This window comes from Weizmannia sp. FSL W8-1119 (assembly GCF_038008605.1).
Lineage (GTDB): Bacteria > Bacillota > Bacilli > Bacillales > Bacillaceae_C > Weizmannia > Weizmannia coagulans.
In genome coordinates this window covers 2,651,512-2,665,255 of record NZ_JBBOZL010000001.1, presented here as the reverse complement: position 1 = coordinate 2,665,255, position 13,744 = coordinate 2,651,512, and the positions used below count along the sequence as shown (strand labels likewise).

At 41.3% G+C, this 13,744-nt stretch carries 9 protein-coding genes and 5 pseudogenes; 12 read left to right on the top strand and 2 right to left on the bottom strand.

Annotated features, from left to right (window positions below):
• The first annotated feature begins 47 nt into the window (after positions 1 to 47).
• Together NSQ19_RS13085 and NSQ19_RS13080 are read left to right on the top strand one after the other, a co-directional pair.
• Entirely contained in the window at positions 48 to 623 is a 576-nt protein-coding gene (locus tag NSQ19_RS13085; RefSeq protein WP_013860497.1) for a tyrosine-type recombinase/integrase, read from the top strand.
• 275 nt (positions 624 to 898) lie between these two features.
• Positions 899 to 1,510: a YqcI/YcgG family protein gene (locus NSQ19_RS13080; protein WP_340702983.1), complete on the top strand. Its 612-nt coding sequence runs from the start codon at positions 899 to 901 to the stop codon at positions 1,508 to 1,510.
• Here NSQ19_RS13080 and NSQ19_RS13075 read toward each other — a convergent pair.
• A pseudogene (locus NSQ19_RS13075) lies at positions 1,485 to 2,528 on the bottom strand (IS1380-like element ISBco2 family transposase); the annotation flags it as partial. The gene NSQ19_RS13080 and the pseudogene NSQ19_RS13075 overlap by 26 nt on opposite strands.
• 109 nt (positions 2,529 to 2,637) lie before the next feature.
• Between NSQ19_RS13075 and NSQ19_RS13070 the strand changes: the two are divergent.
• Both NSQ19_RS13070 and NSQ19_RS13065 read left to right on the top strand, forming a co-directional pair.
• Positions 2,638 to 3,468: pseudogene (locus tag NSQ19_RS13070) on the top strand (family 4 glycosyl hydrolase); the annotation flags it as partial.
• A gap of 551 nt (positions 3,469 to 4,019) precedes the next feature.
• Positions 4,020 to 4,508: a PTS sugar transporter subunit IIA gene (locus NSQ19_RS13065; RefSeq protein ID WP_340702982.1), complete on the top strand. Its 489-nt coding sequence runs from the start codon at positions 4,020 to 4,022 to the stop codon at positions 4,506 to 4,508.
• 169 nt (positions 4,509 to 4,677) lie between these two features.
• Here NSQ19_RS13065 and NSQ19_RS13060 read toward each other — a convergent pair whose 3' ends face one another.
• Positions 4,678 to 5,151, bottom strand: coding sequence for a glutathione peroxidase (locus tag NSQ19_RS13060; protein WP_029142626.1), 474 nt, complete (start codon positions 5,149 to 5,151; stop codon positions 4,678 to 4,680).
• Between the two features lie 373 nt (positions 5,152 to 5,524).
• On the opposite strand from NSQ19_RS13060, the gene NSQ19_RS13055 reads away from it, so the two are divergent.
• The 8 genes and pseudogenes from NSQ19_RS13055 (at position 5,525) to NSQ19_RS13020 (ending at position 13,695) form a co-directional block, all read left to right on the top strand.
• Positions 5,525 to 6,169, top strand: coding sequence for a LysE family transporter (locus NSQ19_RS13055; protein ID WP_014097083.1), 645 nt, complete (start codon positions 5,525 to 5,527; stop codon positions 6,167 to 6,169).
• A gap of 152 nt (positions 6,170 to 6,321) precedes the next feature.
• Complete coding sequence (locus tag NSQ19_RS13050; RefSeq protein WP_013860490.1) at positions 6,322 to 6,519, top strand: hypothetical protein; 198 nt, start codon at positions 6,322 to 6,324, stop codon at positions 6,517 to 6,519.
• Between the two features lie 315 nt (positions 6,520 to 6,834).
• Positions 6,835 to 7,425 carry an N-6 DNA methylase gene (locus NSQ19_RS13045; protein ID WP_340702981.1) on the top strand — a complete coding sequence of 197 codons (591 nt, stop codon included), beginning with the start codon at positions 6,835 to 6,837 and terminating at the stop codon, positions 7,423 to 7,425.
• Positions 7,425 to 7,909: pseudogene (locus tag NSQ19_RS13040) on the top strand (hypothetical protein). The gene NSQ19_RS13045 and the pseudogene NSQ19_RS13040 overlap by 1 nt, the downstream one beginning before the upstream one ends.
• 308 nt (positions 7,910 to 8,217) lie before the next feature.
• Complete coding sequence (locus NSQ19_RS13035; protein WP_340702980.1) at positions 8,218 to 9,522, top strand: IS1380 family transposase; 1,305 nt, start codon at positions 8,218 to 8,220, stop codon at positions 9,520 to 9,522.
• Between the two features lie 181 nt (positions 9,523 to 9,703).
• A pseudogene (locus tag NSQ19_RS13030) lies at positions 9,704 to 10,738 on the top strand (transposase).
• A gap of 222 nt (positions 10,739 to 10,960) precedes the next feature.
• Positions 10,961 to 11,950 (top strand): S66 family peptidase, encoded by a 990-nt coding sequence (locus NSQ19_RS13025; RefSeq protein ID WP_340702979.1) that lies wholly within the window; start codon positions 10,961 to 10,963, stop codon positions 11,948 to 11,950.
• Between the two features lie 243 nt (positions 11,951 to 12,193).
• Positions 12,194 to 13,695: pseudogene (locus NSQ19_RS13020) on the top strand (IS5 family transposase).
• The last annotated feature ends 49 nt before the right edge of the window (positions 13,696 to 13,744 follow it).

Below are 13,744 nucleotides of genomic sequence, written 5' to 3'. Positions count from 1 at the left end.
CAAAATCGTACATTCAAATCGTTGATTTTTAAAGGGAAGGAGAAAAGATGACGACACCAAAAAATGTGCAGCCAATCCGTAGTCAGCAGCAATTAGACGATATGAAATGGGCGTTAAAACGCCACTGTTTGCCCCGAGATTACATTTTATTTGTGTTAGGGTGTGAAACAGGCCTACGGGTTGGAGACCTGCTTAAAATCAAAACTGAAGCGATTCTGAGGCTGAAAAACAAAAAAGAGAAGGTTTTACGAGTAAAAGAAGGAAAAACCCAAAAAATCCGCGATATTTATATTGGCCATTGTTTTGAGGAAGTGTATGAATACGCAGCTGGATTAGACAGTGAGTGGCTCTTTCCATCCAGGAAAGGAAACCGGCCGATTACACCGACACAGGCTTATCGCCAGCTGAAAAAGGCGGCTGATTTTGCCGGAGTAGAGCATGTTGGTAATCATACGCTCAGAAAAACATTTGGCTATTGGTTTTATAAAGCCACGAAGGATATTGCCATGTTGCAAGAGATTTTGAACCATTCTCATCCTTCTGTTACTCTCCGTTATATCGGGATCACAGAAGAAGAAACTCAAAATGTCTTGAAACATTTTAGCGTGTTTCAGGATAAATAAAAATTCGGACTGTACAAAATGACAGTCCAAAAATTTTACTCCGAATAGCTTGTAGCTATTCTTTTTTATTTCTACGAATCTGATCGCAAATCTTATTTCAGTTTGCTAGTCTCGAAGGCATACATCTCCTGCGCGCACCCACCATTATTAGGCTGCAATGTTGAAAAAATTGTCAAAAACACAAAAATATTGTAAATAATATAAATTTTTAAATAATTGGCATTATCTCATTATTATCACCATACACACGGTTGGTAAAAAAGGGGGGAAGCTTAATGATTAAAATTAGTTCACTTTTGGATCAAGAAAAAATCAAAGAGGGAATGGAAAAAGGTATTCTAAAGGAATGGATGATTACCACCTATTCTGATTTTCGAAACTCGTTACTTGATGATTCTGCTCCATATCCTTGTTATTTTGCAGTAGAAGCAGAAAAAAATGGGCTTATTCGTTATATATTTGCTGAATCGGCTTACGATACGCATGAATTATTAAATATTAGAGACGGAGTTTATGAATACATAAAAAGCTACAAATCTATAGGTAAAAGAACGACACTAGTTATCTTTTTTAAACCTTCAGAAAATGAATTGCGAGCAGAAGACTATAAAGAACAATTTTGGAATGTTGTTAAATTTTTGAATGAAAATGATCCGGAACCTTGGCCTTCCGAAATTCCAAAAGATCCAAATCATCCTGAATGGGAGTTTTGTTTTGGAGGAGACCCCATCTTTTTAGTTTGCCGGGCGCCGTTTTATTCGGATAGGAAAAGTAGATTTACTGCTAATGGTCTTGAAATTACGATGCAACCTCGTGGTACACTTGACGATATTACGGCTGATACGAAATTGGGTCAACAGTCTTGTCCATCGAAAAACCATATTTAGACTCTTTGATATAGTTTTCCAGACAGGCTCTCTGATTGTAAAATCTCCAAATATCCATAGGTTCCCAGTCCATCGTTGTCACAATGGCTTCATAATCCCAGAGAAAATCAAACAATTGAAGCTGGTCTTCCTCATACTTGTCAGCTTTTCGGATGACCGCAACTCTTCTTGGCTTTTCCCAGGAAGTTGCTTGGTAGTAGACTGTTTTTCCCTCTATAACAATCAGCTCATCATCAACATACCGGATCCACGGAGAATTGTCGTTTTCAACATACTTTTTCAATCTTGATGTCCATTTCAGTTTGCCGGCGTAGTTAATCTTCTGCTGCTCCCAATAACTGTAAAACTTTTCTCCGCCAAATCCCTTGTCAAAACGGGCGTACCGGATAAGGTACTGAGCGGAAAGCAATCGATAGGTTTCCTCGGCAAATTCAATTCCGTTGTCAGTTGAATGGACGTTTCCCGGTCTTAGCACACCGTTTAAGCAAAGATGGGATTTTCCTTCAAAAACGAGAAGGGGGTGGTAGCTTTTTCTGCTCGGCTTATGGGGGTTCACCCCGATTTTCGCTCCCTCCTGGTTTCCATAAACCGTTTCGACACTTGAATCATAGTCAAGAATGAGATCGGAATCCAGCCATGGTTCGATGATGTCCATCACCCGTTCTTTGAATTCTATGGCAGCATCCTCGATTTTCTCCAACCTTAATAGATCCTTGCTTAAAAGCGTATAATGCGGGCATTTTCCTCCTAAGAAAGCACGAATCAAAGGGTCATTCTGGAGTGATTGAAAATGAAACATACGGGAGCAATCTGCCATCCAGCCCGCAATCAGATATACAAATATTTTACTTAGAGGAAATTTGGCATTGTCTTTCTTTAAGCAATCAAACCCCCGGAAAGTCTGCTGGATTTTCATCCGTTCCAGAAATTGCAGAAATGGGAGGATGCCACTAAATTTTGTACTATTCTTTAAATTGAATTCATATTTAATTCTTGAGACAGGAATGATATAATTCACCTTAAAGGTGCCCCCTTTCTTGGTTATTGTTTTTTTCTCAAAATCAATTATACCAAAGGATGGGGCACTTTTTTATTTTAAATTACTATTTTACTTTCGTAATCTGGGATTAAATATTTGCGATATGTCGGTCGGGACTTTGCGGAGAATGTCGCAAATCATTGGCAAACAGCCGAAAGATTTGGATGTGCGCTATTTCGGGCTGAACCATTTCGGCTGGTGGACGAGTATTAAAGATAAAGAAGGCCATGAATATTTGCCGGAGATCCGCGATTATGTCGCGAAACATGGTTATTTGACCCAGGTTGAAGTGGATACCCAGCATATGGACCAAAGCTGGCAGGAAACGCACAAAAAAGCGAAAGATCTTTTGGCGGTCGATCCGAGATTTTTGCCGAATACGTACTTGAAATATTACTTTTACCCGGATTATGTGGTGGAACATTCCGATATCCATTACACGAGGGCAAACGAAGTCATCGACGGACGGGAAAAAGAAGTGTTCTCCGCTGCTCGAAAAATCATTGAAAAAGGGACCGCTGAAAATGAATCTTTTTCTGCTGGCAGCCATGCGACATTTATCGTCGATCTTGCCCGTGCGATTGCCTACAATACGCATGAAAGAATGGTCATGATTGTGGAAAATAACGGCGCGATCGCAAACTTTGATGATGATGCGATGGTGGAAGTTCCGTGCATTGTCGGCACGGACGGCCCGGAACCGCTGAGCCAGGGCAGAATCCCGGAATTTGAACGGGCGCTGATGTACCAGCAGGTCACCGTGGAAAAACTGGTCGTGCAGGCTTATGTCGAAGGCAGCTATCAAAAGTTGTGGCAGGCGCTGACCCTTTCAAAAACCGTGCCAAGCGCAAAAGTCGCAAAAGCATTGCTGGATGATTTAATCGAAGCCAACAAAGAATACTGGCCGGAGTTGCACTAACAGCCGCGCAGGTTTATGCGGCAGGCAGCTGCCAAACATCGTAGCATCGCTGGCCCTTTTAAAAACGAACCAGATTCGGAATACCAGCCGGGGATGGAATAATGAGTTGTATAAGCTTATATGGCAGGCGCTGCAAACAATTGTGGGACAGCGAAAGCCTCTCCTTTTAAACGAACCGGGTACTTGAGGCAACCAAAATACTGCCGGGAATGAATAAAGGGCCGTGAAACATATACATTTAAGGCGGCTGTCAAGCGGGACGGCAGGCGTTGGTTTTCTCAAAAACGGTCCGGAGTGCGAAGGTTGAATGAGGTATACCGGCCGGGATTGAAATAATGGAAGGGGCGAAAAGGAATGCGAGCTTTTCGCCTTTTTCATGAAGCGTGGAAGCTCGAGGATTGGTGCTAACTGGTTAAAAAACCCCCGGAACAAGGCAAATGATTTCAAACAGCAGCTCATTTTCATACGGGTATTTCGGGTGATGCAGGATCACCATTTTTTTCCTTGTTATGTTAAAGTAAGGGTATTCAAAAAATACGGGAGGGAAGCATATGTTTAAACTTTTTTCAAAAAAAGCTGCAGTGGAGGAACTTGTTGCGCCAATGAGCGGGAAGGTTGTTCAAATAGAAGATGTGCCGGATGAGGTGTTCAGCCGGAAGATGATCGGGGATGGCATTGCGATAGAACCGGATGAAGGCGTTGTGGTCTCACCGGTGGACGGGGAAGTCGTCCAGTTTTTCCCGACGAAGCATGCAGTCGGGCTGAAGACAAAGAGCGGATTGGAAATATTGATTCATATCGGCATGGAGACTGTTGCTTTGAACGGGGAAGGGTTCGAAGGCTTTGTCCAACAGGGGGATCGTGTAAAAGCAGGTGATAAACTGGTCACCTTTAACCTCGAACAAATCAGGGAACGTGCGGAAAGCATCATTTCCCCTATCGTCATCACCAATTTCGATGCCGTGGATACGCTAACCAAAACCGCTGAAACATCGGCAAAACGCGGTGAATCGGTGTTATTGACGGTGAAAATGAAATAGCTTTCCTGCAGATGGAAAATGGGAAGACACACGCCCATCCAAATGCACGGATACATTTGGAACGATGTCTTCCCATTAAAAAGGATATATTCTTTACGCTATTTCAATGCATGAACAAAATCAGCGTAACATTACGGGCGGGATGCCGAAACTTCCCGCTTTTTTATTGTTATGCCTGCAGCAGTTCCTCAATCTTTGCCTCCAGCTCTTCCGGTTTTGTCCGTGAGCCGTAATAGCCGATGACATGGCCGTGCCGATCGACGAGAAATTTATTAAAATTCCATGTAATTTTTTTCTCCCCTGCCTGCTCGAGCAATTCGGCAAACAGCGGGTTCATTTCTTTCCCCTTCATTTTACTTTTTTTAAACAACGGGAATGTTACGCCATAGTTGGCTTGGCAAAATGCTGCAATTTTTTCGCTTTCGTCAAACTCCTGTTTCATGAAGCTGTCGCTCGGAAAGCCAAGCACGGCAAACCCCTTGTCTTTGTACTTTTCGTAAAGGTGCTCCAGCCCCTCATACTGGGGTGTAAATCCGCATTTGCTTGCCGTATTGACAATAAGCAGCACCTGGTTTTTATATTTGGCCAAAGACTCTTTCTCTTCTCCAGTAAGCCGTTCAAAAGAATAGTCGTAAATGGACATCATCAGTCTCCTTTTCACCGGAAATTTTATTTCTTGTCATTATCGTAAAGAGAATATGGATACATGTCAAATGATGGGCTGGTGATATCACGGCCGGTTTTGTCGCTCTGTTGTTTGGGCGGACACCAACTGTTCAAGGTGTGAAAGTAAATGAGTGGAGTAGGAAAAAATTGCAAAAAATGATTTATTTCAGACTGGATAAATATTAAAATAGGTGTATGAAGATACACACTCATATTTTTTAAGGGGGGGGATGATGGTGCCCGTTTTTTGATCAACAGTAAATGAAGATGCCATTTTAACAAACAGCGGGTTGGCAGTATTAGCTGTCAGAGACAGATGGAGTTTTAATTGCAGGGAGAAAAGTGAGCACATGAATATTTTTAGCTACATTGTTTTAGGGCTTTCCCTCTCAGTGCCAGTTGGCCCCATTACGATTGAAATGGTTAAGAGGGGGATCAAGAAAGGCTTTTTGCATTCCTGGTTTGTCGGCTTGGGCGGGATGTCCGCCGATGTTGTTTTAATGTTTTTGATTTATTTCGGTGTATCTACATATTTAACTACACCAGTTGCGAAGCTGATGATGTGGATTTTCGGGTGTATCATTCTTGTATACTTAGGCTATGAGAGCATTAGAGATGCTTTTAGAGAAATCACCATACCAGAGGAGAAAAAGAAAGGAAATTTGCTGCAATCTTTTCTGTCAGGCTTTTTGATTGCGATCTCTAATCCACTGAATATTATATTTTGGATTGGCATTTATGGGTCGGTTTTAACCACAATTTTAAATACGGTAAATTCGGGAAAAGCTTTACTTTACAGCAGCGCGATTTTTATTGGGATAGCTGCCTGGGATATAACGGTAGCTTCTTCCGTTCACTTTGGAAGAAAATTTGTTCATCAGCGTTTTTTAAAATGGCTGTCTGTCATTGCCGGGATTGCCTTAATTGGATTTGGCATACATTTCGGGTATCAAGCCGTGAAAAGTTTGTATTTAGTAGGCATCGGCCACGAATAACCAGGTGGTTTAGGATGCTACATGAAGTCATCGCGCTTACGGCCATACAAAAGGCTTTTTTCTTTTTTAGAAAAAAGTAGCCGCTTCCGCAATGCCTGCTTTCGCATATTTGCTTTTTCAATTCCCATACTAGAGGTGAAGGAGGGATGAATATGCCAAAACGGAAGCACGATGCCGAACAAAAGAACAAAGAAGGCTTTGACTCAGCCAAAACCGATTCCGAGTATTCAAGGGAATTGCAGCAGCTGGGCGATGGGGCAGGCAGCGCGGCAGCCAACCGCATGCACAAAGAAAAAGCAAAAAAGATGAAATCCTCCAAAAACCAGGGAGAATGGAAAGGCATGCATTGAAAACGGGTCTTCACTCTTTAAGAGTGAGGGCTTTTTTGCGGTGGCGGGTCTTGCGTTACCTTGGTACATTTGTACATTGAAAGCAGTGACAAATTGGCAACGGGAATGCCTGAATCCAGTTTATGGAGCCAAATGACGCATAATGGATATGGATTAAAAAACGGCTACAAGAAAGTTTAAAGACGATCGAAGAAAAAATTCCTTTTTTGCAAAATGTATTCCAAGAGGTTCGAATTTCGGAGCAATTAGATGACGCTGCTTTGTACCAGTTTGCGACAGTTGTGAATTAGTATCCAAAACCAAATTCAGATGATTATGCCGAAATATTTGATGAATTGCTTGACCGTCCACAGGTCAGGAAAGACAGGAGCAGAGATTATAACTCCTCGAGTTATCGCTAAACTGCTTCCATTACTGCTGAACATTCAGGAAGGCACAGTCTATGACGGAAGCTTTGGAACCGGTCGCCTCTTGGCATATGCTTACCGCTATGCAAAAGAAAATGGTTGCAAAATAAAACTGGTTGGACAGGAAATAAACGCGAGGGCCAAATGGGTATTTCCGGTACAAATAAAAGACTTCATCGGTAATGGAATTAGGTGGCACGTCCGTCCAATTGTGCGTGGCAAGGCAAAAGCGAACTTGGATGAAATAGATATTAGACAAGATATATCTATAATAGAAAAACAAGTTTTTGAATTACAACAAAGGTTAAGACTACTTCAAGAAAAGGGATTACCACTATACATGCAGGATAATTACCTTGAAAATGAACTTAAAAGGATTAAGGAAATTGGAATGGAACAATACAAAAAAGAAAGAATGGACAAAGAGGTTACGACCCCTGTATGGAAAAGAGGAGAAGGGGCAACAGTTAACCTTTGGGAAAGGTGGTATAATAAGTAATGAACTATGGTGTATTTAATAATTTAGTCGAAGAGGTAATTCGGTTCTCGAAAAATTTTCAGAGCGAACTTACTAATAATATTTCCAATAAAATTGTTATTATTAATGATATAAAAAAAGCAGAGCATTTAGCTTATGATGAGATTTTTGGTGAGGATGAGTATAGTTGGAAAGATATCAGGGAATTGGAAATGAGTGAAGTTTGGGGTATTTATTACGCAATGTCAGAAAATGAAAAGCCTAAAGGATTGGAAAAATTATTAGAAGTTATTGCTGATAATGTGAGGAAAAGCTCGTTTAAGTATAGTATATTTTATAACGATGTTGTAGCTGACCTTACTAATTGTGCCATTAGTAGAGCGATAAACGGAAAGAGTAACTCTTTTTTGAAGAATTGTTTGAAATATATCAACTCGGTGCTTTTCCATGCGGTTGGAATGGTGATTATCCAGAAGGAAAAATTATTGCTTTTAAATTGGATTAATGAGTATATTGCCTGAGAGACTAGATGAAGTTCTAGGAGAAGAATATATAATCCCAGATTACGAAAGTAAAATAGTAACTTAAAATAAAAAAAGGGCCCCATCCTTTGGTATAATTGATTTTGAGGAAAAAACAATAACCAAGAAAGGGGCACCTTTAAGGTGAATTATATCATTCCTGTCTCAAGAATTAAATATGAACCTGAATTACGAGAGTAAAGCAGAAGCTTAAAATAAAAAGGTGCCCCGAATCTCTGGTATAATTGGGTTTGTATAGAACTACCAAACCAGAAAGGAGGGCACCTTTAAGGTGAATTATATCACTTCTGTCTCGAAAATCAAATATGCGTTTCGTTTAAAGAAGAGTACGAATTTTAGCGGGCTGCTCCCGATTTTGCAGTTTCTGGAAAGAATGAAGATTGAACAGACCTTCCGGGATTTTGACTGCTTGAAAAAATACAATGCCAAATATCCTTTAAGCAAAATCTTTATATACCTGGTGATTGGCTGGCTGTCCAATTGTTCCCGGCTATCTCATTTCCGGACTTTGCAGGATGATCCTTTAATCTTGGCATTTATGGGCGAGAAATGCCCGCACTATACCCTTTTAAATAAAGACCTGCTAAGGCTGGAAAAGTTGGAGGGCGCTGATCTTGAATTCAAAGAACGCATGATGGATTTGATTGAACCCTGGCTTGACAAGGAGCTCATTCTGGATTTTGATTCAACCGTGGAAACCGTCTATGGGGGCCAGGAAAAAGCAGGGGTCGGAGTAAATCCCTACAAGCCGGGAAGAAAAAGTTATCACCCTCTTCTTGTATTTGAAGGGAAATCCCGTCTTTGTTTAAACGCCAGGCTGAGGGAGGGAAATTCCCATTCTTCTCAAGGGGTACTCGGTTTTGCAGAAGAGACCTATCAGCTGCTTTCTCCCCATTACCCTATTCGTTATGCCCGTTTTGACAAAGGATTTGGTGGAGAAGATTTCTACAGTTACTGGGAAAACGGTGGGATTGGCTATACCGGCAAACTGAGGTGGACTTCGAGACTTAAAAAAAGGGTTGAAAACGATGATTCACCGTGGATCCGCTATGTTGACGACGAATTGACCGTGATAGAGGGAAAAGCCGTTGATTACCAGGCAAGTTCCTGGAAGAAGCCAAGAAGAGTTGCGGTAATTCGTAAAGCTGACAAATATGAGGACAGTCAGCTTCAAGCTTGTGATTTTTTATGGAAGTATGAAGCGATTGTGACGAACATGGACTGGGAACCCATTGATATTTGGAGATTCTATAATCAAAGGGCTTGCATGGAAAACTACATCAAAGAGTCAAAATATGGATTCTCGATGGGCAAGATTTCAACGCATTCATTTGACGCCAACCAAATGGATCTGCTGATTAAACTGCTGGCATACAATTTATTCGAGATCTTTAAAAAAGAACACTGTCCGCCAGCGTATCGCTCTTATACGATCAGGCGATTCCGGAGGGAATTCATCTACGCGGCTGGCGTGCTGGTCTATCACAGCCGAAGTGTCATTTTAAATATTTGTGAAACATACGCCCATAAAAAGGCATTCCGGCAAATGATTCAAAGTGTACGGCTGATTGACTGAGTGTGAAGGCTGAAACAGAATACTGGAAATTGAAACGCCCGCAAATGTGGGGAGGGGGCAACTGTGGCCTTAATAACCCAAAAATAGGCAGTTGTGATTCCATTTTTGATAATATTATCCATTTATTTTCCATATTATTCCAATTACCTGCATCAATCTAGTAAAGTTTTGCACTTTCTTAATTTGGGATGAATTCAGTTTAAAGAATAGTACAAAATTTAGTGGCATCCTCCCATTTCTGCAATTTCTGGAACGGATGAAAATCCAGCAGACTTTCCGGGGGGTTGATTGCTTAAAGAAAGACAATGCCAAATTTCCTCTAAGTAAAATATTTGTATATCTGATTGCGGGCTGGATGGCAGATTGCTCCCGTATGTTTCATTTTCAATCACTCCAGAATGACCCTTTGATTCGTGCTTTCTTAGGAGGAAAATCGGATTGTACGCCCCGGAGTTGCGCGACCATTATTACTTTGATTCGTGCTTTCTTAGGAGGAAAATGCCCGCATTATACGCTTTTAAGCAAGGATCTATTAAGGTTGGAGAAAATCGAGGATGCTGCCATAGAATTCAAAGAACGGGTGATGGACATCATCGAACCATGGCTGGATTCCGATCTTATTCTTGACTTTGATTCAAGTGTCGAAACGGTTTATGGAAACCAGGAGGGAGCGAAAATCGGGGTGAACCCCCATAAGCCGGGCAGAAAAAGCTACCACCCCCTTCTCGTTTTTGAAGGAAAATCCCATCTTTGCTTAAACGGTGTGCTAAGACCGGGAAACGTCCATTCAGCTGACAACGGAATTGAATTTGCCGAGGAAACCTATCGATTGCTTTCCGCTCAGTACCTTATCCGGTACGCCCGTTTTGACAAGGGATTTGGCGGAGAAAAGTTTTACAGTTATTGGGAGCAGCAGAAGATTAACTACGCCGGCAAACTGAAATGGACATCAAGATTGAAAAAGTATGTTGAAAACGACAATTCTCCGTGGATCCGGTATGTTGATGATGAGCTGATTGTTATAGAGAGAAAAACAGTCTACTACCAAGCAACTTCCTTCAAGTCCTAAACCATCAGGCGGTTTCGAAGAGAGTTTATTTATTCGGCCGGCGTGCTGACGTCTCACAGCCGGAGGGTCTCATTGAACATTTGTGAGACATATGCCCACAAATGGGCATTCCGGAAAATGATTCAAAGTGTGCGCATGATTGATTGAGAGACAGGAACTGAATACTGGAAATTAAAAAGCCCGCAAAGGTGGGGAGGGGGAAAGTATACCTTCAACCACCTGAAATTATAGATTTGGATTCCATATTTTACATTTACTTCCACGTGTGTGGATTTTAGCTATCAAATCGCTGCACTTTCGTAATTTGGGATTATATTTATACTAAATGAATTAGATGTGGCATTAGAGATATTGAAAGGAAAAAACGTTATGAGGAAACTGCAAAAAGGCGATAAGATTGGTATTTTTACACCATCTTCTCCAGCTTCCGTTACAGCAAAAGTTAGATATGAGCGTGGAAAAGCATTTCTTGAGTCAAAAGGCTTTCAAATAGTGGAGGGGAGTTTAACAAATCAGATTGAAGGTTATCGTTCAGGAACACCTAAAGCAAGAGCTGAAGAATTAAATGAATTGTTACGAGATCCCTCAATCAAAATGATTATGTCAATGATTGGCGGAACCAATTCAAATAGTCTACTTCCTTATATTGACTACGAAGCGTTCCGCACAAATCCCAAACTCGTTGTTGGTTATTCTGATGCTACAGCAATCTTACTGGCTTTGTATGCGAAGACAGGTATACCTACATATTATGGACCAGCGTTAGTACCTTCCTTTGGGGAATTTGAACCTTTAGTCAATATGACATACCAATTTTTTGAATCTTATTTTTGTGAAGAACAGGAATTACCATATAAAATCCCAATGGCTGAGTTTTGGTCGGATGAACCTGTTAACTGGTTAGAAAAAACACGAGAAAAAACCTTTTATTCAAATGAATGGCTTGGGTTTAATGACGGAATTGCAGAAGGACGGTTAGTGGGCGGCAATAATAACGCAATGTATGGCTTCATTGGGACTGGATACTTTCCAACAATTCATAAAGGCGATATTTTATTAATCGAGGATAGTATGAAAAATGCCTCGATCGTGGAAAAGAATTTTGCGATGTTGAAACTGCATGGTATTTTTGAAAAAATTGCGGCGATTATACTCGGAAAATATGAGCGTTTTGATGATTTAGGGACAGGGAGAAGACCAATTGACCTTTTACTGGAACAACTGGATGGAAAAAACATTCCAATATTGACTGAAGTTGATATGTGTCATACACATCCCATGCACCCTATTGCAATCGGCAAAAAAGTCCGGATAGATACTAAAATGAAAACGATTTGGTGTATAGAAGATTGGATATAGTTCTTTGCTCTGCTTCAGCAGAAGAACATGCCTATATCTGGATTACTGTCAGCCCAACTCAATAGCAAGATACACACAATCAAGCTGCATCCAACATGTATCCGGCTTTTTAAGTCTAAATAGGGCTTGCCGAATAAAAAAAAATTCCAGATTTGACAAGGATTTTGGCTATTTTTGTCGAATATAAAGTGTAAGGATTTCATAGGAAACATGTAAAAAACCTTGCACTTGGAGGCTGTTGCGATGTACAAAAAGACCGAACATCAATTAACTTTTGTAGATGATTTTTTTCTACCCTTCGGTGGAAAATTAAATAAAGAAAATCGCTGGGTCCGTCTTGCTGAAATAATTCCGTGGTGGAAGGCGGAAGAAAAGTATGCCAAGTCCTTCAAGAAAAAATTCAAAGGCGAAAAGGCTTATTCTGTCAGAATCGCTCTTGGGGCTCTTTATATCAAAGAACGGCTTGGGCTGTCTGACCGGGAAACAGTCGAACAGATCACAGAAAACCCGTATCTTCAGTATTTTATCGGCTTGCCTGAATTCCAGGAAAAAGCCCCATTCGACCATTCTCTGATGACTCGTTTTAGAAAACGTTTGGGCGCAAATATCATCAACGAACTGAATGGATGGATCGTCTTGGAAGAACAAAAACGTCAATTGGAAGAGGAAAAGAGCAACGATGATGATCATCACGACGACAATGATGATGACGTTGATGACGATCATGGTAGTGGTGATCATTAACCTTCTGGTCCTGCTTCGGAAGAGACTCAACTGAATCGGTTTCTCCTAAAACGCAGAACAAAGGAAAGCTCATTCTGAACGCAACCTGTGCACCGACTGATATTGCTTACCCTACAGACCTTGGGTTGTTGAACGAAGCCCGTGAGAAATTGGAGCATATCGTTGATGTCCTGCATGAACCACACAAAAGGAAATTACGTAAGCCACGGACCTACAGAAAAAGAGCCCGCAAGGACTATCTTTCTGTCGCTAAGAAACGTAAAGCTGCCGCCCGGAAAATCCGGAAAGCTGTGGGCAAACAGCTCGGGTATGTGAAACGGGATCTGGAGATCATTAAAAATCTTTTTTCCCAAAGCTCTCTGTCTCTTTTGAGCAAAGATGAATACAGGCAACTTCTCGTGATTCATGAACTTTACCGCCAACAGGCAGAAATGTACAAAAAGAAAACACACCGGATTGTAAGCACTTCCCAGCCGCACGTCCGTCCAATTGTGCGTGGCAAGGCAAAAGCGAACGTGGAGTTCGGTTCAAAAGTCGCCATCAGTGTCGTAGATGGTTATGCCTTGATTGAGCACCTCGACTGGGAAAATTACAATGAAGGGACCACTCTCAAGGAATTTGTTGAAAACTACTACAACCGGTTCGGATTTTATCCGGAAGCGATCTTGGCAGATAAAATTTACCGAAGCCTTAATAATCTGGCATACTGCAAATCTCTTGGCATTCGTCTGAATGGGCCTAGGTTAGGACGCCCATCCAAAACGGAAGACAAAACCTTGGAACGCGTTGCAAGGCAGGATGCCTCTGAACGTAATGCCGTTGAAGGCAAATTTGACGAAGACAAGCGAAAGTATGGGCTGGGACTTATTCGAGCACGCCTTCAGGAGACCAGCGAAATCCCTTCAATTTCTCATACTGAATCTGGAGCGGAAAGTTATTTTTTTATTTTTTTACACAACACTATTTTCCATTTTGATAATCGGAATTTGGCTTGTATCTGACTAAATCTGATTCGTTCAGCAAGCCCTAATTAAGCCATTTTTCTTTCCT

What these genes read in the sequence shown, in the direction of transcription:
- NSQ19_RS13050 (WP_013860490.1), top strand. Translation starts at nt 6,322, where the DNA reads ATGCCAAAACGGAAGCACGATGCCGAACAAAAGAACAAAGAAGGCTTT.
- NSQ19_RS13045 (WP_340702981.1), top strand. Translation starts at nt 6,835, where the DNA reads ATGCCGAAATATTTGATGAATTGCTTGACCGTCCACAGGTCAGGAAAG.
- NSQ19_RS13080 (WP_340702983.1), top strand. Translation starts at nt 899, where the DNA reads ATGATTAAAATTAGTTCACTTTTGGATCAAGAAAAAATCAAAGAGGGA.
- NSQ19_RS13085 (WP_013860497.1), top strand. Translation starts at nt 48, where the DNA reads ATGACGACACCAAAAAATGTGCAGCCAATCCGTAGTCAGCAGCAATTA.
- NSQ19_RS13065 (WP_340702982.1), top strand. Translation starts at nt 4,020, where the DNA reads ATGTTTAAACTTTTTTCAAAAAAAGCTGCAGTGGAGGAACTTGTTGCG.
- NSQ19_RS13025 (WP_340702979.1), top strand. Translation starts at nt 10,961, where the DNA reads ATGAGGAAACTGCAAAAAGGCGATAAGATTGGTATTTTTACACCATCT.
- NSQ19_RS13060 (WP_029142626.1), bottom strand. Translation starts at nt 5,151, where the DNA reads ATGTCCATTTACGACTATTCTTTTGAACGGCTTACTGGAGAAGAGAAA.
- NSQ19_RS13055 (WP_014097083.1), top strand. Translation starts at nt 5,525, where the DNA reads ATGAATATTTTTAGCTACATTGTTTTAGGGCTTTCCCTCTCAGTGCCA.